The sequence below is a fragment of the Paraburkholderia sp. BL23I1N1 genome (assembly GCF_003610295.1).
Classification (GTDB): domain Bacteria; phylum Pseudomonadota; class Gammaproteobacteria; order Burkholderiales; family Burkholderiaceae; genus Paraburkholderia.
In genome coordinates this window covers 3,804,070-3,824,579 of sequence record NZ_RAPV01000001.1, presented here as the reverse complement: position 1 = coordinate 3,824,579, position 20,510 = coordinate 3,804,070, and the positions used below count along the sequence as shown (strand labels likewise).

At 61.8% G+C, this 20,510-nt stretch carries 17 protein-coding genes and 1 pseudogene; 9 read left to right on the top strand and 9 right to left on the bottom strand.

Annotated features, from left to right (window positions below; all coding sequences use genetic code 11):
• Window positions 1-11: 11 nt before the first annotated feature.
• Window positions 12-779 carry a transporter substrate-binding domain-containing protein gene (locus tag B0G76_RS17770; RefSeq protein WP_120293763.1) on the bottom strand — a complete coding sequence of 256 codons (768 nt, stop codon included), beginning with the start codon at window positions 777-779 and terminating at the stop codon, window positions 12-14.
• Between the two features lie 123 nt (window positions 780-902).
• Between B0G76_RS17770 and B0G76_RS17765 the strand changes: the two genes are divergently transcribed.
• On the top strand, window positions 903-1,823 hold the full coding sequence (locus B0G76_RS17765; protein ID WP_120293762.1) for a LysR substrate-binding domain-containing protein: 921 nt from the start codon (window positions 903-905) through the stop codon (window positions 1,821-1,823).
• Window positions 1,824-1,834: 11 nt separating this feature from the next.
• Here B0G76_RS17765 and lysA read toward each other — a convergent pair whose 3' ends face one another.
• Window positions 1,835-3,172, bottom strand: coding sequence for a diaminopimelate decarboxylase (lysA, locus tag B0G76_RS17760; protein WP_120293761.1), 1,338 nt, complete (start codon window positions 3,170-3,172; stop codon window positions 1,835-1,837).
• A gap of 16 nt (window positions 3,173-3,188) precedes the next feature.
• Between lysA and B0G76_RS17755 the strand changes: the two genes are divergently transcribed.
• Together B0G76_RS17755 and B0G76_RS17750 are read left to right on the top strand one after the other, a co-directional pair.
• Window positions 3,189-4,118 carry a LysR family transcriptional regulator gene (locus B0G76_RS17755; RefSeq protein ID WP_120293760.1) on the top strand — a complete coding sequence of 310 codons (930 nt, stop codon included), beginning with the start codon at window positions 3,189-3,191 and terminating at the stop codon, window positions 4,116-4,118.
• 57 nt (window positions 4,119-4,175) lie between these two features.
• Complete coding sequence (locus B0G76_RS17750; RefSeq protein WP_120293759.1) at window positions 4,176-5,030, top strand: oxidoreductase; 855 nt, start codon at window positions 4,176-4,178, stop codon at window positions 5,028-5,030.
• A gap of 62 nt (window positions 5,031-5,092) precedes the next feature.
• Here B0G76_RS17750 and B0G76_RS44570 read toward each other — a convergent pair whose 3' ends face one another.
• The 5 genes from B0G76_RS44570 to B0G76_RS17720 form a co-directional block, all read right to left on the bottom strand.
• Window positions 5,093-5,509: a rubredoxin gene (locus B0G76_RS44570; RefSeq protein WP_120293758.1), complete on the bottom strand. Its 417-nt coding sequence runs from the start codon at window positions 5,507-5,509 to the stop codon at window positions 5,093-5,095.
• A 389-nt stretch (window positions 5,510-5,898) separates the two neighbouring features.
• Window positions 5,899-7,137 carry an aromatic ring-hydroxylating dioxygenase subunit alpha gene (locus tag B0G76_RS17735; RefSeq protein ID WP_120293757.1) on the bottom strand — a complete coding sequence of 413 codons (1,239 nt, stop codon included), beginning with the start codon at window positions 7,135-7,137 and terminating at the stop codon, window positions 5,899-5,901.
• A gap of 198 nt (window positions 7,138-7,335) precedes the next feature.
• Window positions 7,336-8,787, bottom strand: coding sequence for a glycosyltransferase family 2 protein (locus tag B0G76_RS17730; protein WP_120293756.1), 1,452 nt, complete (start codon window positions 8,785-8,787; stop codon window positions 7,336-7,338).
• Between the two features lie 71 nt (window positions 8,788-8,858).
• Window positions 8,859-9,458: a cytochrome b gene (locus B0G76_RS17725; RefSeq protein WP_120293755.1), complete on the bottom strand. Its 600-nt coding sequence runs from the start codon at window positions 9,456-9,458 to the stop codon at window positions 8,859-8,861.
• Between the two features lie 184 nt (window positions 9,459-9,642).
• On the bottom strand, window positions 9,643-10,242 hold the full coding sequence (locus B0G76_RS17720) for a uracil-DNA glycosylase family protein (RefSeq protein ID WP_120293754.1): 600 nt from the start codon (window positions 10,240-10,242) through the stop codon (window positions 9,643-9,645).
• Window positions 10,243-10,405: 163 nt separating this feature from the next.
• On the opposite strand from B0G76_RS17720, the gene B0G76_RS17715 reads away from it, so the two are divergent.
• From B0G76_RS17715 to B0G76_RS17705, 3 genes are all read left to right on the top strand, one after another.
• Window positions 10,406-11,470, top strand: coding sequence for a DMT family transporter (locus B0G76_RS17715; RefSeq protein ID WP_120293753.1), 1,065 nt, complete (start codon window positions 10,406-10,408; stop codon window positions 11,468-11,470).
• Window positions 11,471-11,657: 187 nt separating this feature from the next.
• Window positions 11,658-11,861: a DUF3562 domain-containing protein gene (locus tag B0G76_RS17710; protein WP_120293752.1), complete on the top strand. Its 204-nt coding sequence runs from the start codon at window positions 11,658-11,660 to the stop codon at window positions 11,859-11,861.
• Between the two features lie 157 nt (window positions 11,862-12,018).
• A complete protein-coding gene (locus B0G76_RS17705) occupies window positions 12,019-13,122 on the top strand; it encodes an FAD-binding oxidoreductase (protein WP_120293751.1) in 1,104 nt (367 codons plus the stop codon).
• Window positions 13,123-13,124: 2 nt separating this feature from the next.
• Here B0G76_RS17705 and B0G76_RS17700 read toward each other — a convergent pair whose 3' ends face one another.
• On the bottom strand, window positions 13,125-14,624 hold the full coding sequence (locus tag B0G76_RS17700) for a PLP-dependent aminotransferase family protein (protein WP_120293750.1): 1,500 nt from the start codon (window positions 14,622-14,624) through the stop codon (window positions 13,125-13,127).
• Between the two features lie 157 nt (window positions 14,625-14,781).
• On the opposite strand from B0G76_RS17700, the gene B0G76_RS17695 reads away from it, so the two are divergent.
• The 3 genes from B0G76_RS17695 (at window position 14,782) to B0G76_RS17685 (ending at window position 18,948) form a co-directional block, all read left to right on the top strand.
• A complete protein-coding gene (locus B0G76_RS17695; RefSeq protein WP_120296472.1) occupies window positions 14,782-15,243 on the top strand; it encodes a GNAT family N-acetyltransferase in 462 nt (153 codons plus the stop codon).
• A gap of 279 nt (window positions 15,244-15,522) precedes the next feature.
• Window positions 15,523-17,232, top strand: a complete 1,710-nt coding sequence (locus B0G76_RS17690) for a molecular chaperone HscC (protein WP_120293749.1) — start codon at window positions 15,523-15,525, stop codon at window positions 17,230-17,232.
• Between the two features lie 6 nt (window positions 17,233-17,238).
• Window positions 17,239-18,948: a J domain-containing protein gene (locus tag B0G76_RS17685; protein WP_120293748.1), complete on the top strand. Its 1,710-nt coding sequence runs from the start codon at window positions 17,239-17,241 to the stop codon at window positions 18,946-18,948.
• 137 nt (window positions 18,949-19,085) lie between these two features.
• On the opposite strand, the pseudogene B0G76_RS17680 reads toward B0G76_RS17685, so the two are convergent.
• Window positions 19,086-20,490, bottom strand: a pseudogene (locus B0G76_RS17680) (MFS transporter).
• Window positions 20,491-20,510 lie beyond the last annotated feature (20 nt).

Here is a 20,510-nt window from a genome sequence, read left to right as displayed (position 1 = left end):
AATTAGAAGAGTCAATTACCGTACGGATCGAAGTCGAAGTACTTCTTCGCGATCTGCGCGTACGTACCGTCCTTGAGCATCGAAGCAATCGCTTCGTTAATGGACCCCTGCACCGCAGTCTCGTCCTTACGCAAACCAATGCCCACACCGCGATCACCCATCGAAAGCGGCTCGCCGACAAACGCAAAACCCTTCCCCGCAGCCGTGCGCAAAAACCCGTAGTCGGCTTCGACGGACCCAAGCAACGCGCCATCAAGACGACCATTCTGCAAGTCGGCGAACACTTCATCCTGACTCTTGTACGCGACCACATGTACGCCGAGCGGCGCCCAATTCTTCAACGCGTACCCCTCGAACTGCGTGCCCGACTGCACGCCGATCTGCTTGCCGGCCAACGCATTCGTACCGCCCGCGAGCGCCGAACCTTGCCGTGCGATCAGCCGCGATTTGAACTGGAACAGCTTCGACGAAAACAGAATCTGCTGCTCGCGTTTCTCGGTGATCGCCATCGACGAAAGAATCGCGTCGATCTTGCGCGCCTGCAACGCGGGAATCATTCCCGAGAACTCGAGTTCGACCCACTGGCAACGCGCATGGATGCGCCGGCAGATTTCGTTGCCGAGATCGACGTCGAAACCTTTGAAGCTGCCGTCGGGCGCCTTTGCGTCCATCGGCGGGTAGCTCGGATCGATACCGAGGCGCAGCGTCGTCGGCTCGGCGGCAATCGCACCACTGCTAAAAGCCAGCGCGGCGCTCAAGATCATCAGCGGGATTTTCATGGGAGGCAGGTGTGGGTTGGGCGGATTACTACGGAGTACAGGGCCATCCTATGCCGCCGCCGCGCCTCAAAGAAGCCCCAAAAGTAATATCATGATCATTTTTACCGATCACAGAGTTTCTTCATGGCGTTGACGATCTCCCAGTTGCGCGCGTTCACCGCCGTTGCCGAGCATGGCAGCATCCGCGCGGCGTCGCGGGCGCTCGGCATCGCCCAGAGCGGCATCACGCAGCAGTTGCAGAACCTCGAATCGATGTTGGGGGCGACTTTATTCACCCGCACGAATCGCGGGATTGCACTGACGGCGCTCGGTCAGCGCCTGTTACAGCGCGCCGGCGCGATTCTCGGCGAATGCGAGCGGGCCGAACAGGAGGTGCAGCAATTGCGCGGCGATTACGCGGGCGAGGTCACGTTCGGCATGACCACTGAGCCGCTCATCGATGCCTTCGCGCCGGTGCTGATGGAATTCCGCGCGCGCTTCGAACGGGTCGCGGTGCATTTGCGCACCGGCACTTCGCGGATGATGATCTCGTGGATTCGCGAAGGCACGCTCGATTTCGCTGTCGCGCTTGTGTCGAAACATACCGACACAGCCGATCTGTCCGTCACGCCGCTCTATCCGTCCGATCCGGTGATCGTCTGCCGTCGCGGTCATCCGAAAGCCGGCGCCACCACGCTTGCCGAGCTCGCCGATTGCACGTGGGTGGCCACGCGTTCGCCGAATCTCACCGACGATCCGCAAATCAACCGTTTGAGCCATCTGTTGGAGAGCCACGGCTTGCCGCCGCCGAAAATCATCGCGACGGTGGAAGGTTTGTACGAGACGCTGCATCTGGTCGGCGCGACGGACTGCCTGTCGCTCGAGTCGTCGATCGTCGCGAAGCGCGGGCCGTTTGCGAGCACGCTCACGTCGATCAACGTGCGCGAGCGCGCGATCGAACAGAACGTGTGCCTGCTGCAGCGCGCGGCGATTCCGGTCACACCCGCCGCGCAGGAACTCGCGACGATGATCGCGTCGTACACGCGCACCGTACGGGCGCGATGAAATCAGCGTGCTCAGTCCAGCGTTTCGAGCGCGATCAACTCCTCGATGGTTTGCCTGCGCCGAATCAAACGCGGCTTGCCGTTCTCCAGCAACACTTCAGGCGCCAGCGGCCGGCTGTTGTAGTTCGATGACATCGACGCGCCATACGCCCCCGCGTCATGAAGCACGATGAAGTCCCCCACTTCCGGCGTCTGCATGGAACGGCTCGTGACGACGCCACCCGCCGCCTGCGTGAACACATCGCCCGCTTCGCACAAGGGCCCGGCCACTGCGAACGGGCCGACCGGCGCTTCACTCCGCATGCCATTGCATTTCATCACCGTCATCTCATGATGACTGCCGTAAAACGACGGCCTCACCAGATCATTAAAGCCCGCATCGACTAAGGCGAACTGCCGGTTCGGCCGCCGGTTCAGCGCATGCACCTCGGCAACCAGCACGCCTGCTTCGGCAACCAGAAAACGCCCCGGCTCGATCTCCAGCCTCACGCGATGCCCGAGATGCGCTTCGATCTGCCGCCGCGCCGTGTCCCAAAGACGAAAATAATGCTCGGCGTCAATCCGCGGCTCACCTTCGCTGTACGGCACCGACAAACCGCCGCCCGCCGAAATCGCTTCGATATCGTGCCCCAGGCTTTGCACCGCTTCGACCATCGCATCGCACACGCGCGAAAGATGCGTGTAGTCGACGCCGGAGCCGATATGCATGTGCAGCCCGACCAGCTTCAGGCCGTAACGCCGCACCATGGCGATCGCCAGCGGCAGGTCGTCGAGCCAGATGCCGTGCTTGCTATGCTCGCCGCCCGTGTTGGTCTTGTTGCTGTGTCCGTGACCGAAACCGGGATTGATCCGCAGCCACACACGGTGACCCTCAGGCGCATGCTGTCCGACACGTTCAAGCATATCGAGCGACCCGGCGTTGACCGTGATGCGATGTTCGATCACGGTGGCCAGCGTCGCGTGATCGATGAGATCCGCCGTAAAAACCACGCCCTCGGGATCGCCATCCGGTGTAAAACCCACCGCGAGACTGCGCGCGATTTCGCCCAAAGACACCGCATCGACCATCGTCCCTTCGTCTCGCATCAGCTTCAGGATGTGCACGTTCGAACATGCTTTCTGCGCATAGCGAATCACGTCGAAGCGGCGCAATTCGGCAATACGCTGGCGAATGACGTCGGCGTCATAGACCCAAAGGGGTGTGCCGTGCTGATGCGCGAGTTCGCCAAGTTGTTGTGGATTGAACGTGGTCACGATTTGCGGTTTTCTATATCGAAGTATGGGTATGAGCAAGATGATGCTGAAAACCGGCCATTCAGTAAAATACCTATTCTTCGCAGACTCATTCATTCTTGATATAGGCATCATGGCGCTCACTCATCGACATATCGAAGTTTTCCGCGCGTTGATGACGGCAGGCAGCGTCACCAAAGCGGCCGACATGCTCTTCACCTCGCAGCCCACCGTGAGCCGCGAACTCGCGCGCATGGAGCAGAGCATCGGCTTTGCCTTGTTCGAACGCGTGCAGGGTCGATTGCGCCCCACCCTGTCCGCGTTGACGCTGTTCGACGAAATCAAGCGCGCGTATGTCGGACTCGAACGAGTGGTGTCCACGGCGGCAAGCCTGCGCGAGTTTCAGGGCGGCCAGCTTTCTATCATCGCGTTACCCGCGTTTTCGCATTCGATCCTGCCTGGCGCGTCGAAACGTTTCCACGACGCACAGCCCGGTGTCAGCCTCTCCATCGCGACGCAGGAATCTCCGTTTCTCGAAGAATGGCTGACCGCGCAGCGCTACGACCTCGGCTTGACCGAACACGGCGCGCCGCCCGCCGGCACCCGCCTGACGCCGTTGCTCGAAGTGGACGAAGTCTGTGTGATGCCCGATGCGCATCCCTTGCTCGCCAGGCGCGTGATCGAGTTGAAGGATTTCCTGAATCAGCCATTTATCAGCCTGTCGTCGAACGATCCCTACCGGATCCAGATCGACGAAGCCTTCACGCAAGCGGGCATCGCGCGCCGCCAGATGATCGAGACGCCCACCGCCGTCTCCGTTTGCAGTTTCGTGCGGCAAGGCCTCGGCATGGCTATCGTCAATCCGCTTACCGCGTTCGATTTCGTGGGCCGCAATCTGCATATCCGGCCGCTAGCCGTGTCGCTGCCGTTTCGCGTGAGCGTGATTCATCCGGAGCATCGTCCGAGCCATCCGCTGGCCGGCGCGTTCGTCGAAGCGCTGCAAAGCGAAGCCGCCGCGCTCCGACTACAATTAAAAACCCACTCAAAACGCAAGCAGCAGTAAGGGCGCCATTCGACGATTGGTCCGCGCCACGTTGGCCCATCAACAGGAGCTTCCCAAATGATGAATCGAGACCATCCCGTCTGGCTGATTACAGGCTGTTCCACTGGCTTCGGCCGCGAGTTGGCGAAGTTGGTGCTGGAGCGCGGCTGGCGCGCGGTCGTCACCGCACGCGACTCGTCGAAAGTGAAAGATATCGCCGAAGGACACGGCGATCGCGCGCTGGTTCTGCCGCTCGACGTGACGAACCGCAAGCAGATCGACGACGTAGTCGCGCAGGCCAAACGGCATTTCGGCCACATCGACGCGCTCGTCAATAACGCGGGTTACGGCTATCTGGCCGCGATCGAAGAAGGGGAGGACGACGAAATCCGCGCGATGTTCGAGACCAACGTGTTCGGTCTGGTCGATATCACGAAGGCGGTGCTGCCGATCATGCGTGAGCAGCGCGGTGGCCTGATCGTGAATGTGTCGTCGATTGGCGGCATTACCAGTTTCGCCGCGACCGGCTACTACCACGCCACCAAATACGCGGTGGAAGGTTTATCCGAATCGCTCGCAACGGAGGTGAAGCCGCTCGGCATCGACCTACTGATCGTCGAACCCGGCCCGTTCCGCACGAACTGGGCGGGCCCGTCGATCAAGCAATCGACCACGGTGATCGACGACTACGCCGCCACGGCCGGCGAGTGCCGCAAACAGACCGAGGCGCGAAGCGGCAAACAGGCGGGTGATCCGGTGCGCGCCGCTCAGGCGATCATCGACGCCGCGCTGTCGGAGAAGCCGCCGCTGCGTTTGCTACTCGGCAAGACTGCGCTCGAACTGGCGCGCAAGAAACTGGACTTCATGCGCGGCGACTTCGATACGTGGCAAGCCACGACGATCGGCGCGGATTTTCCAGAGGGAGCGGGCTAAGGGTTAAGTTCGCCGTGTTGCCCGGCGTCTAACCTGATTAAAAGCCGGTTTAGAAATCAGATTTAAAACTCGACCAACGCAAAATCTTCCTTGCCCACGTCGCACAGTGGGCAACGCCAGTCGGCCGGGACATCTACCCAGCGGGTGCCCGGCGCGATCCCTTCTTCCGGCACGCCGGCGGCTTTATCGTAAATCCAGCCGCAGATCACACAGACCCATTGTTTGAAGTCGTCGGCCGAGGCTGCGCTTTCTTCTGAGGTATGCGCTGCAGCGAGCAGGTGCGACGCCGGCGTCTGATCGAGGCTCACCACTAACGGCGGGGCCGTACCCACGCTGCTTTCGGCAAGACGTGCCTGCAGGCTTTCCAGTAGCCGTTGCGCTTCAGCCTGCGTTAAATCGATCCAGTACGGATCGCCTGCGCCGTCATTGAGCCGCTCGGGGGAAAACTGGATTTCTACGGCTACGCCCTTCTTGTACATGGCCAATCGGAATATCGATGAAGCCGGCGGCGAGCGCCGGCATAGGGTCGGATGCTTGAAGCGAGCGCTTCGTGGCAGGAGTCAGGGTCAGGCGAACTGGTTCAGCACGATGGCCGCGATCAGTCCGGCGGCGCCGATGAGGCCCAGCAGTTGCAGCAGAGTCAGAGATTTACGGGATGTGGTGGGGATGTGTTGCGTAGTCACAGGGAGGTTCTTAAAGATCGGAAAAAGCGAAATGGTACACGGATCGAAGGCCGCCGCATCTCGATTGGCGCAAACCCAAGTGTGTTAGATGCCATTATCGCTGCTCGATCGGGCTGAATTCCCTACCCGGTGGAGATGGATTCATTCTCCAGCGGGTGGAAACGCAGCGCCAAAAACCTCGAATATCAAGTATTCGACAATGGGTTGCCGTGACGCGAGTCCCAGAAGCGGATCACTGCTTCGCCGCCCGTGCCGGCGCCCACCCGCAGATCCGGCGCGCCGTTCTCGCGCAGCAAGGCGCGTAGTTCGTTGATGACCGGAAACACCTCGTGATTCCAGTCCGCACCCTGCGAATCATGCGCGCGCTGTTCGGCTTCGACGATGGCGCGGTCTTCCTTGAAAATGCGTTCGGTGAACCACACGAGCAGCGGCCACGCGAGATTCAGCACGCCGGGAATACCCGGTTTGCGAATCGATAGGAGGCCGAACGTACGGTTCGTGCGCTGCTCGCGATCGAGCGGCACGTAGACAATCCACAAATCCATCACCAGCGTCTGATCGGACGTGCGGATCTGCAGCGTCTGATACGGATACTCGGTGCGGATCGTCATCACGTCCTTGTCGTTGTCGCCGCCGGTCTTGCGGCTCTGGCCGAACACAATCGCTTCGCCGATCGGCTGCTGGCCGGCCATGCGCGCAAACGTGTAATCGACTTCGACCCAGCCTTCGCCGCGCCGCCGCCCGATCGAACGCGCACGCATTTGCCCCATCTGCCGGCGATGCAGGAACTGATGGTTCATGTCCATCAGGTTCTCGTGCATGAACGAATAGTGGCAACTCACTGGACGGCCGAAACGGCGTGTCTTGTACTTCTTGTCGGATACGGCGCCAAACGCGGGTAGCGCCCGCTCCTCGGCCAAAGCGGCATTGCCGGGGAAGACGAAAATCAGGCCTTCGATTTCGCGGCACGGATAAGAACGCACGCCATTGGGCAGACGCTCGCGGCCCAGATACGGCACGTCGATGCACGCGCCCGAGCAGTCGTAGGTCCAGCCGTGATAGCCGCAACGAATCGATTCACCATCCACCACGCCCTGATGCAACGGCACCTGACGATGCGCGCAGCGATCTTCGAGCGCAAACACCTTGCCGGACTCTGTACGCGCCAGCACGATCGGCTCGCCCGCGAACGTCACACCATGCGTCTTGCCCCGCTTCACTTCCTGCGACCACGCGAGCGGATACCAGTAATCAGGGTGAATACCGACACGGCGCAGATCGCGCACCGGAGCTTCGTTGGCGGCCTGATCCGGCGCGTGTGCATTCCCTGCTGCGGGAGCGTTGGTTTGTGCGGCTGCATCAGCAGCCGACACATCGACCGGCGCATCGACGGTGTCTTGTTCGAGCGGGGGAACAGCATGCATGGGTGGAGCCTCCGTGCACCAGCGGATAGAAGGTTGCCGCCCTGCAATTCGCAGGCCGACATCGATGCACAGTCTACTCGAACCCGAAGGGGCATGGTTCCGCTGTCGGGACCACATGCTCCTCCGCGCAGCCGATGGGCGCATTCGCGCCTGTCTGCCGCCCTGCATGCACGCGTCCAATAAGAAGGCGATGGGCTGTTAGCTTTCGTCGTGCGTCACGAGCCCGGAGCGGCGCTGCACGCCCCACGAGCGGCCGCCACGCAGGAAATGCAGCCAGCCGAGCAGCGCGCCGACATGACGCACCAGCTGGAACGTGAACGGCTCGGCGATCGCAGCGAGCATCGCCATCCATAAACTGGAGCGGGTGCGCTCGCCGGTCCAGCAGCGGTACAGATGGATACACCAGAGATAGAACGCGAGATCGATCGCCGTTTTGAGGCCGATCACGCTGAAGATCGACACGACGATCGCGCCGTGTCCGCCGAACAGAAAGCCGAGTAGCAACGCGAAGGCAGTCAGTCCGTAGATCGGCTGCATGGTGTCGATGGCTTTGACCGGCAGCATCAGCATACCCATCGTGCCGTAACGCGGGTTGCCGGTCATGTCGCGGTTCCAGTATTGCGTTTGCAGGAAGCCCGCAAACCAGCGGCGACGCTGCCGCAGGAAACTGCCGAGGTTGCCCGGCGCGTCGGTATGCGCGTGGGCATCGCCAACTACACGTACGTCCCAGCCGAGACCATGATCGACCGAATAGCGGCGCAGCCGATGAATCAGTTCGTAGTCTTCGACCAGACACTGCGGATCGAAGCCGCCCACGTCGACTAACGCCTCGCGTTTGAACGATGCGAAGGCGCCTGAAATCAACAGCAGGCTGTCGGCGCGCATCCACGCAAAGCGAGCGATGAAGTTGCGCATGTACTCGTAGGTCTGGAACCACTGGAACACGCGGTCCGATAGCGATTTGCCGCACACCGGCACGAGAATGCCGGCCGCCGCGACGAGCTTCGGCTCGCTCGCGAAGGCGGCGCGCATCGCGTAGGTGGCGTCGTCGTCGAGCAGCGTGTCGGCGTCGACGGTCATCACGGTGTCGGTGGTCATGACCGTGATGGCGGCGTTCAGCGCACGGGCCTTGCCGCCGTGCGGCACGCGCAGCCAGTACAGATTCGGGTAGGGCGCACTCGGCGCGCTCAGCACACCGTCGGCCGCGGCTGTGAGACCAAAGCGCCCGGTGAGCAGCGCGTGAGTGGCATCGGTGGAACCGTCGTCGGCGATCACGATTTGCGCCGGGCCATGCGTCTGGCGCAGCAACGCCGCGAGCGTCACCGGCAACACCGCCGCCTCGTTGTGCGAAGCGACGATCACACCCATGTCCGGCAAGCTGCGCGAATCGAAGTCAGGCTCGAGCGGCCGCGTGGGCCGCATCAACGGCAGTGTTTTCCATGTGACGAACGCGAGCAGCAACGTGTCGTACACCACGTACGCAATACCCGTCGACCACGCCACCACGCCTTGCAGGAAGAACGCGCGCGCGAACAGTAGCAGCCACAGTACGACGACGCTGAAATGAATCATCGTGCTCAGCAGCGTAGTGGGGCGCGGCACAATGCGCGGAGATGCGAGGGCGAGCGCCTGTTCGAGAGTTTTCTTCAAAATGACTGCCGAATCCGTCGTTGATGCGGTTGTTAGAAAGGAAGCAGATAGCAGACAGCATGGCGCGGTGCTTACGGCACCATGCGTTTCAGAACCGACTTGCGATCGATCCATTGATGCTTCAACGCGCCGCCGATATGCATCGCCAGCAACGCATACAGCGCGTAGCCGAGCCATGTATGCAAGGCGCCGAAGCGATCGTGCAAGGTCTCCTTGAGCGCCGGGTCGAGATTCATCACATAGCCGATGCGCGGCCAGGGGACCAGGTTGAACAGGCGCATTGGATGCGTGGCTGCGTCTTTCCACGCGGAATCGTGCAACCAGCCGGACAGCGGCAACGCGATCATCAGCAGATACAGCAGGAAATGAGCGACATGCGCGGCGATTTTCTCCCACGAGGGAAACTCGCGCGGCAACGGCGGCGGCTTGTGCGACACGCGCCACAAGATGCGCATGAGCGCGAGACCGAGCACCGTGATGCCGATCGACTTGTGGGTATCGACGACCGGACGCACCCAGTCGTCGGGCCATGATTCGGCGGTCAGGCCGAGTACGACATTGCCGATCATCAGCAACGCGATCAGCCAGTGCAGCGTGATCGCCGTGCGGGTATAGCGCGACGGCAGCGGCATGCCGGTCGAATCGGTCAGGGAATCGGCGTGAGTGTTCATAGGTCGTTCCGTCTGCAATGGGTTTTGTTGCGAAAGCTATTTGAAAATTCGGCCAATACCTGAGCCTGGATGCCGGAGCAGGTCCGGCCGCGCCGCCGATATGAAGCAAACGCTTTAGTGTGACGTTTTATTCCATCAGGCGCTTGGCGACGTGTTTCGGATTATTTCGACCGCGCGTAGCGAGTCATTCCTTGAGCGCCGCAGCAACCCGAGTCCGCAAAGTCGGCAACACCTCCGCCTCGAACCACGGATTACGCTTGAACCAGGCGATATTGCGCGGCGAGGGATGCGGAAGCGGGATCACCTTCGGGCCATATTCTCGCCAGCGCAGCAACGTATCGGTTAGCGTCGGACCGAATGCGTCGCCGAGACCGAAACGCTGCGCGTATTGGCCAATCAGCAAGGTGAGCCGGACCTGGCGCAACTGGGCAAGCAAGGCCTGATGCCAATGCGCGGCACATTCGGGCCGCGGCGGCAGATCGCCACTCGCGCCTCGGCCCGGAAAGCAGAAGCCCAACGGCACGATTGCAAATTTGGAGGCGTCGTAGAAAGTCTCGTCTGAGACCTCGAGCCAGTTGCGCAAACGTGCACCGCTTGCGTCGCTCCATGGAATGCCCGAAGCATGCACGCGCGCGCCGGGCGCCTGGCCGATGATCAGAATGCGCGAGTCGGCGGACGCCACGACGACCGGCCGCGGCGCATGCGGCAGCACCGGCGCGCATACGGTACAGGCGCGTATGTCACGCAATAGCTGATTCAGAGGAATGGGTTTGCTTACGGTCATACCTTGACGCTGATCTGGATTCAATTTCGCCGCCCGCCTACGCAGCGACATCCATTAGTACTTTAAGCCCCACGCGTCACCGAGATCGAAATCCCGCTGAGGCGTGCGCGCCCCGATAGCGGTATCGTGTCGGCAACGCCCGCATCCACCGACTTTCCCGCTCATGCCTACCCGCTTCAACGCAGCTTTCACTGCCCTGCTCGCCGCCGCCTTGTTCGGTGCGACCACGCCGCTCGCCAAGGCGCTGCTCGGCTCGCTGTCGCCGTTTCTGCTGGCCGGACTGTTCTACCTCGGCAGCGGCACCGGCCTTGCCGCCGTGATTCTGGCACGCCGCCTGAAAGGTCGCGCGGACGGGCAACCGGTCAGTCACCACCGCTTCCCGTTGCGCGACGTGCCGTGGCTCGTTGGCGCGATCGTGGCTGGCGGTGTCGCGGGACCGGCGCTGTTGATGCTGGGTCTGAAGACGACGCCGGCCGCCACCGGTTCGCTGCTGCTGAATCTCGAAGGCGTATTCACTGCGCTGATCGCGTGGATTGTGTTTCGCGAGAACGTGGACATTCAGGTGTTCCTCGGCATGGCCGCGATCGTTGCGGGCGGCGTCGCGTTATCGTGGCAGCCGGCCGCGGTCGGCCTGCCGGCCGGCACGTTGCTGTTGATCGGCGCCTGCGCGTGCTGGGCAGTCGACAACAATCTCACGCGCAAGGTGTCGACTCACGACGCCATGTTCATTGCCTGCGTAAAAGGACTCGTCGCCGGTTCGGTTAACGTGACGCTTGCGCTCACTTTTGGTGCATTGTGGCCCAAGGCCGCGACCGTCGCGCTCGCCATGCTGACGGGTTTCGCGGGCTACGGCGTGAGTCTCGTGCTGTTCGTCGTCGCGCTGCGCAATCTCGGCACCGCGCGGACCGGCGCCTATTTCTCGGTTGCCCCGCTATTTGGTGTGACCTTATCGTGGCTGCTGTGGCCGGAGATGCCGCCGCCGCTGTTCTGGGTGGCCGCAGCGCTGATGACGCTCGGCGTCTGGCTGCACATTCGCGAACGTCACGAGCATCCGCACACGCACGTTCCGCTGGATCACACGCATCGCCATCGGCATGACGCGCATCACCAGCACGAGCACGATTTCCCCTGGGACGGCAACGAGCCGCACACCCACCCGCATTCCCATGCGCTGATCACCCATGCACACGCGCATTTCCCAGATATTCATCATCGGCATACACATTGATTTTCCGCAGCGCCATGCAGCGCGAGCGCTTGCGGCAGTGCAAGACAAAAATCTCTGTGGAACGGTTTATGCGATAGACCGATTCAATTGGCATCAACGCCAAACGCATCCTCTAATGAAACTCCTGTCGTGCGCGCCCGCTCATGGCAACCCCGCCAGTCCACCCCCGCCTGCCCCGGAGATATCCATGTCTCAACCCGAGCCTAAAGTCGACGAAGTCGTGAAAAGCATCGCTGAGGAAACCGACACGCCCACGGAAACGGTCTCGAAGATGTACGCAGACACACTGGCCGACTACCGGCTCGAAGCGCGTGTGTTTGATTACGTTCCCCTGTTCGCCGCGAAGAAAGTGCGCGACCAGTTGCGCCTTACGTCGAAGCACAAACACTGATACGGCGGCGCGCGGAGACCACTGCTTGCCCGTAATACGCTGAATCGACCTCGCTGGCTCGCGTGGCGATTTATTTTTTGATTCGCTGGAACGCGTACGATTTATTTTCCCGCTGCTAGACTCTGACCCGGATACATCGACTCGGGGGGAAGGCGGCATGCGGGTGACAATCGTAGGCGCTGGCATTGCCGGCTTGAGCACGGCGTGGTCGCTCGCCAAGCTGGGACACGACATCACGCTGATCGAGCAGGGCTCGATTCCGAATCCACTCGCCGCCTCGGGCGACCGTCATCGCATGATCCGTCGCGCTTATGGCGACGCCGACGGCTACGCACGCACTATCGCCGAGGCGTTCGATAGTTGGGACCTGCTGTGGAATGACCTGGGCGTGTCCCACTATGCGAACTGCGGCATACTCGGCATTTCGCAACACGCGGGCGATGGCGCCGAGCAATTCCGTGCCGGCCTCGACCGCCTGAAATTCGATTATGAACAGCTCGACCCGCGCGAAGCGGCCGAGCGCTATCCGTTTCTCGATCCCGCCACGTTTCGCTACGCCTACCTCGATCACGATGGTGGCGCGCTGTTTAGCGAACGCATTGCACGCGACATGAAAGCGTGGCTCAAGATGCGCGGCGCGGAAATTCGCACCCACACCAAGGTGCTCGCAGTCGATGCGCACTCGGCCTCCGTGCGTATCGAGGACGACACCCTCATCCGCGCCGACCGGCTCGTGGTCACCGCCGGCGCGTGGACGCTGCAACTGTTCCCCGCGCTCGCTGAAAACCTGATGACTTATCGCAATGCGGTCGCGTATATGGAGCCGCCCGCGGACTTGGAGGACGCATGGTCGAATGCGCCCGCTATCGTCGATATTGGCGGCGATAACGGCGGTTACGTGTTGCCGCCGATCGACGGCGTCGGTTTGAAGTTCGGCGCCGGCGTGCATAAATCACGCGCGCCTGATCCTGACGCCAATCGGGTCGCGGCGCCCGGAGAAGGCGATAGTCTGCGCCGGTTGTTTTCACCGCCCTTCAGCCGCATCGACGAATATACGGTCACCGAAGTAAAAACCTGTGCTTATACGTTTACTGCGGACGACCGGTTTTTTTCGAAACGCGTCGGCAACACGCTGGTGGTGTCGGCATGTTCGGGCCACGGCTATAAATTCGGTGCGGCAGTCGGCCGCCGGGTCGCGCAAGCCCTGGATACCGACGACGACGCTACGCTCGCGCGCTGGCTGCGGGCGGAAGCGGCCTAGCGTTATTTCTTCGTAATAATGCGGCGTTCACGGTTTAGCCCACGCACCACGGCAGCGAGCCGCGCCACTAGCGCGTCCGCTTCGTGCGGTTTGATCCCCGCGTAGCCAAGCATGAAGCCGTTGTAGCGCGCGGCATTTTTAGCAGACGGCTGACAAAACGCACTGAGCGCCGCGATATGCAAGCCGTGCGCACGCGTCGCTGCGCTCACGTCCTGATCGCGCAGCGGTGCATCGAGCCGCACCGTCAAATGCATGCCACCTCCGTCTGACGAAACCGTCACCAGGTCGCTCATGTGCCGCTCGATCGCATTCACCAATGCGGTGCGGCGCTGCTGATATAGCCGCCGCATGCGCCGCAAATGCCGCGCATATTTCCCACTGTCGATGAAATCCGCTAACGCGATCTGTTCAGCCACGCGCCCTTGCCGGGCGATCTCGCTGAGCGCCTCGTCGATTTCGGCGACGAGGTGCGCAGGCACGACCATGAAGCCCATCCGCAGCGCCGGAAACATCGTCTTGCTGAAGGTGCCGAGGTAAATCACCGGCGTGTTGGCCGCGAGGCCCTGGATCGACGGCAGCGGCGGACCGCTGTGGCGCAGTTCGCTGTCGTAGTCGTCTTCGATGATCCAGGCGCCACGCGCTACCGCGTTCTCGATGATCGACCAGCGCCGCTCCAGGCTCAGCACGCTGCCCAGCGGATATTGATGCGAGGGGGTGATGTACATCAGACGTGGCGGCGTCTGGTCCCAGTGATCGGGCGTCGGCGCCATGCCGGCGGCATCCACAGGAATCGGCACCGGTTGCAAACCGGCGGCCTGAAACGCAGCCTTCGCGCCGTGATAGCCGGGGTCCTCGACCCAGACGCTGTCGCCGGGGTCGGCCAGCATGCACGCGCATAGATCGAGACTCGCCTGCGTGCCCGAGGTGATGAACACCTGCTTCGCCGAACATCGCACGCCGCGCGACACGCGCACGTATTCGGCAATCGAACGGCGCAATGCGGGGTGCCCGGCGTTGTTGCCATAGCCGAGTTCGCTCGGGTCCACCAGCCGCCATGCACGCTCCATTGAAGCACGCCATTGCGCGAGCGGGAATTCGTCGAGCGCGGGCACGCCGGGACGAAACGGCGTGGGGTCGTCGGGGTTCGTGCGTTCGCGCGGCAGATCGGCGACGCGGCGCGACAGGCGATTTTCAGGCGTCCGCGTGCTGCCGCTTGTTGCTGAGATCGACGTAGCGGAACCGCTCACCATGCTGACGATGGACCCATGCCGGCTCGCCGTGATGAAGCCCTCGTCGGTCAGCCGTTCGTAGGCGTAGAGCACCGAGTTGCGCGCAATGCCCAATTGTTCGGCGAGCGCGCGCGTGGCAAGAAGACGGCTGCCGTGACGGATATCGCCATCGAGAATGGCGCGGCGCAGACTCTCATAAAGCAAGTCCTGCTGCGTGAGCTTGCGCCCACCCATTGCGCGTTCCACGTTCGACATCAACAGGCCGTAGTCCAATTTCGTGGCTCCAAATTCTGGTCACATTGTGGAGCTAACAATGGTGCCACAAATTTCTTATGCTGACGACTTGCACGGCCGTCTATGCTTGTTCGACCCAGCCTTGGCAGCGGCGATCCGCTCGCCGACAACCCTCACCACACAAGGAGCCACGCCCATGCCCGATTCGATTCAAATCCGCCCCGTCACGCGCGCCGACTTCGACGCCTGGCTGCCGTTGTGGGACGCCTACAACGCGTTCTACGGCCGCTCGGGCGAAACGGCCTTGCCGCGCGAGGTGACAGAGGTCACGTGGGGGCGTTTCTTCGACGCCTACGAGCCGATTCACGCGATGGTCGCCGAACGCAACGGCCAGTTGCTTGGCCTCGTGCACTTCCTGTATCACCGTCACACCACCATGGTGGCGCCGACCTGCTATCTGCAGGATCTCTACACGCTGGAAGCGGAGCGCGGTAAAGGGGTCGGCCGTGTGCTGATCAAAGCGGTGTATGCGCGAGCCAAGGCTGACGGTTTGGAGCGGGTCTACTGGCAAACGCATGAGACGAACCACACGGCGATGAAACTGTACGACAAGGTCGCTGACCGCTCTGGCTTCATCATCTATCGCAAAGCCTTGTGATTCTGCAAAACACGCCCGTATAGCAGGCGTTCGCTCCCCTCCTCGCGCCGCCGGCCACCCGCGGCGCACAGCATTCGTATGGCGGGCTGCTTGTCCAGCTGCCATGCGAATCGCATCCCCTAAGCCGATTCGAATCGCAGCTGCGACCCAGCGCGGCTCAAGTTTGTATGCAGTCTGCCGTTATCGCCATTGGACGGGGCTACACCTGGCCCCCACGCGACCTTAGCGACCTTGGGCGATCTCCTCACGGAGGGGCGCAGAACGAATCGGAAACTGTACATGCCTTCGATCATCGGCATCGATCTTGGAACCACGCATAGTCTTGCGGCGGTCTGGCGCAATAATCAGGCGGCCCTCATCCCGAATGCACTGGGCGACGTGCTGACGCCCTCGTGCGTCTCGATCGACGACGACGGCTCGATCCTCGTCGGCCGTCCTGCCCACGATCGATTACATACGCATCCCGAACGCACCGCCGCCAACTTCAAACGCTACATGGGCACGAATCGCAACGTGTCGCTTGGCGTGCAGACACTGCGTCCGGAGGAACTGTCTTCGCTGGTGCTCAAATCGTTGAAGGCCGATGCCGAGGCGTTTCTCGGCGAAGCCGTATACGACGCCGTGATCGCCGTGCCCGCCTATTTCAGCGACGCGCAACGCAAAGCCACGCGCATTGCCGGCGAACTGGCGGGGCTCAATGTGCTGCGCCTCGTCAACGAACCGACCGCGGCCTCGCTCGCGTACGGCGTGCATCAGCGCGACAGCGAACGCAAATTCCTGATCTTCGATCTGGGCGGCGGCACATTCGATGTCTCGGTGCTCGACTTCTTCGAAGGCGTTATGGAAGTGCGCGCCAGCACGGGCGACAACTTTCTGGGTGGCGAAGACTTCACCGAGGCGCTGGTCGAGTTGTTCTGCAAGCGCAATAACCTTCGAGTCGAATCGCTCACGCCGATTGCCGCGCAGCGCCTGCATCAGCAGGCCGAACGCGCGAAACGAATGCTCACGCAAAACGGCGCCGATAGCGTCACGCTCAAGCTCACGATTGGCGACGGCGAGCATAGCCTCGAACTCGATGCGGCGGCTGCGGAGCGGACCTGCGAACATTTGCTGCAACGGCTGCGCAAACCGGTTGAGCGCGCGTTGCGCGATTCGAAGATCGCCGTCGATGCACTCGACGAAATTATTCTTGTCGGCGGCGCCTCGCGTATGCCGATGGTGCGCAAGCTGGTCTCGAAGATGTTCGGCCGTTTGCCCGCCGCCCATCTGAACCCGGACGAAGTCGTCGCGCTCGGCGCTGCGGTGCAGGCAGGGCTCGTTACGCGTGACGCAGGCCTCGACGAAATGGTGTTGACCGATGTCGCGCCGTATAGCCTCGGCATCGATACCGCGATGCAGGTCGGCGCCAATCAATATGTGCCGGGGCATTTTCTGCCGATCATCGAGCGCAACACGATCGTGCCGGTCAGCCGCATGCAGCGCATTTTTACAGTGAGCGACCGTCAGCAGGCCTTAAGCATCAAGGTGTTCCAGGGCGAAGCGCGCTTGACCGCCGGCAACGTGCCGCTCGGTGAATTCAAGCTGGAGGTGCCGGTCAAGCCTGCCGGCCAGGCTGGTGCGGATGTGCGTTTCACGTATGACATCAACGGCGTGCTCGAAGTGGAAGCCACGGCCTTTCCCGACGGCGTGAAGCGCGCGATGGTGATCGAAGAAAACCCCGGCGTGCTGACCCCGGAAGAAATCCGCGAACGACTCGCCGCATTGAGCGCGCTGAAGATTCATCCGCGCGATCAATTGGAGAATCGTACGCTGCTCACGCGCGCGGATCGTGTCTATGAGGAAACGCTCGGCGACCAGCGGCAACATCTGGCCGCGCATATCGCGCGGTTCCAGTCGCTGCTCGAACGGCAGAACACTGAGGAAATCGCTCATGCGAGAAGTGAACTGAGCGCGCTGCTGGATCGTTTCGATGTGCACGTGACGTATTGATCGGCTATGGATACGACTTCTACCTATCACTGGCCGTGGGACCTGCTCGGCATCGCGGCGAACGCCGACGAGCGCACCGTGCGCCGCGCTTATGCGCGTCTTTTGAAACAGCAACGCCCGGATGAAGATGCGGAGGCGTTTCAGCGTCTGCGGTACGCGTATGAGTCTGCTTTGCAAATGGCGGCGGGCGCCGCGGCGCCCGTAATTGCCGAGACAGCTAGTGGTGAGCCCGCGAAAGCACCCGTCATAAACGTGACGCCAACGCCGCGAGCATCTCCTGAGCCCGCGCCGGAAGCGCCCGTGCCATCCGCCGCGATGCGCGCGGCGCAATCGCGAGAAGACGCGACCCGGCTTTGGCATGCGTTTCTGGCGAACCCCGACAAGGTATCGCTGCGCCGCTCGGTAGCCGATCTTTTCGAATCCGTCATCAGCTTCTCGATACTCGACGAACTCGAATGGCTGGCGCTGTGCCACTGCCTGAACGAAGACATGCCAGCAGAACTTAGAACCGCGCTTTGCACGGTCCTCCGCTGGCGTGAAAACGCAGAGCATCTGCTGCGACGTGATCGGGCCACGGCGACCCGCGCATTGACGCGCATCTACACTGACGAAGACTACCTGGCGTTGCGGGTCCGATTTCCACGCGCGATCGCTCTGATGGACGCGCCTGCGCCGGGCCTCACTCGTGGCTTATGGGCGCTACGTACGGAAACGGTCCGTGACGAGATGGCCGAGCTCGTACCGGCACTGCTTAACTACTACCCGAACGTCGTGAAGGCCCGCGGCGAAACAGCCAGGCTCGACTTCTGGGCGCGATGTCTTACCCTGCGCGCAGGTTTCTCCGGATTGGTCGGCACCGCACTGCTGATCGGCACGACGAGCAGCATGCTGCTCGTCGGTACGCTCGTGCCGGCGGAGAAACATCGCTCGATCGTCGCATGGGGCCCACGCGAATTGTTCGCGGCGCTGGCTATCGTCGCGATCCACCTCGGCATTGCAGCAGCACGCCTGTATGACCTCGCCCCGGCCATCATGCGAAAAGTGCACGCGCTGCGCCTGTCGCCCTTTGTGCGCTATGGATGGGTGGTGTTGTGGCTCGTGGTCGTGACGAGCGATCTGGCCACCGGACCCGACCCGTCGACTACACCCACGGCGATGGTTTTGCTGGCGCTATGTATCGGGTGCGCGATCATCGCGCACGGGCCATTGCGAAGCACGATGAACGTCCTTATCCTCGCGGCGCAGGTGGCCTACTGTTGCGGCTATTACGGCCATTGGACGTCGGTCGATCCCGGCTCATGGACCTTGCCGATTGCGCACGGCGTGCTGATCGCATTGTTCTGTGAGTTTTCGCTGCCTGCGCTGCGTGGCTTGCTGCAGCACCGACCTGCGCTGATCCGGCTTTTAGCTGCAGGCTGGTTTTTCGGCGCCGCTGTGTTCGTCGCGCTATCCATGTCGTCGGCGCCGAACGCGGCGCAGTTTGCGTGGTGCCTGTTTGCGGTATTGCCGGTTGCCGGCAGCATAATCGGCAAGACGTCATGGCGAAAAACGATTGCAGCGGTCAACCCGCTTGCCAAGGTCTATCTCTTTCTGATTAGTCTGACGGTCGCGATAGCGATGCCCAAAACGCTCGCCGCAGCGTCGGTTGGATTGATGGCTTTGTGGATCCTGGGTGAGTTGTGGAACAACTACTCCGCCAAGCAAGTTTCGCAATGACCGGCTCGCCTGGCGCCACACCTCTCGCTCAAAAGCGAAGGGCGCACCACCCAGTGCGCCCTTCGCTTTCCTGCCATTGCGGTACCGCTACCTCAACCGCCCACCAAACTCATCAAACTCATCGCACGTAATAAGCATCAAGCCTCGAGCTGCTCAAGCACCTTGCCCTTGGTCTCAATACCCAGAAAGTGCACTGCGATCGCCGCCATGAACGGCACGGCCGCGAGAATATAAAACGCCACGTCCAGATTGCCGCCAATCATCGTCTTCGACACGATCGCCGGCGCGAAGATCGCCGCCACCTTCAGCCACGCGCCGCCCACACCGCAACCCATCGCACGAATACTCGTCGGATACAACTCCGGCGTATAAACATAAGCCGTGATGAAGCCGCAAGCGAGGAAGCCGAGCGAAAACGCGCAACACGTCGCCACCACATACACCGACGAATTGTGAAACACACCCGCGAGCAGCAACGACAACGCACACGCCAAGAACGACACATTGATAATCGGCTTGCGACCCACCTTATCGACCAGCAACGCACAAGTCAGCGAACCCACTACACCCAGCACCGAAGCCGCCACCGCCAGATTCAACGCCAGTTGCAGCGGCGCGTGATAAACCGTGCGATAGATCGTCGGCAGCCACGTCGACAAACCGTACTGAATAAAGCCGCATGTAATCCACAACATCGCCACAGCCATCGTGCGCTTCAGATAGGCCGGTCCAAAAAGATCGCCCATACGGCGCTTCGGATGGCGATTGGCCATCGCTTCGAATTCAGCCGAATTAAGAACTGGCGGCAGCGGACCCTTCACAGCGCGCTCGAAAGCGTGCGCCGCAACATCGGCGTCGGCCATCCGTTCACGCTCGGCGAGCCAGCGCGGCGATTCCGGCACCAGCTTGCGCAGCACGAAGAACAGGATCAACGGCATGCCGCCGATAAAGTACATCGCCTGCCATCCGAAACGCGGCACGATCCATGCACCCAACGCGTTCGATGCGAGCAAACCAACCGGAAAAAACGATTTCATACAGGAGCACGAAACGACCACGGCCATGCGCACGGCTGATCTCATTGATATAGGTCGCCGCTACCGGCAATTCACCGCCGAGCCCGAGCCCTTGAATCACGCGCAACACGACAAACGCCGCGAAGGTCGGCGCAAAGCCGCAAGCAATACTCGTGATACCGATAATCCCCGAGCTCAACGCAATTGCCTTCACGCGGCCCTTACGCTCCGCGTACCACGGAAACACGAACGCGCCGATCAATTGCCCGACCGAACCGGAACCGATCAGGAAGCCGATTTCCCAAGGCGTCAGATGCCATTTCGCAATCAGGATCGGCAGCGTCGCCGCGATCGCGATCACGTCGAAGCCGTCGAAGAACGTCGCGAGTCCGATCAGTATGCGCGCGCGCACCTGCATCGCATTCTTCGGCAAGCGCTCGAGACGCGCGATGATCGAGCCCCGGGTCACGGGGCCTGAGACACCGGCGCTGCTGCGGTCCCCCATGGTGTTGTCGATGGTTCTCATGCCGTGGTGCCGTCCGTAGA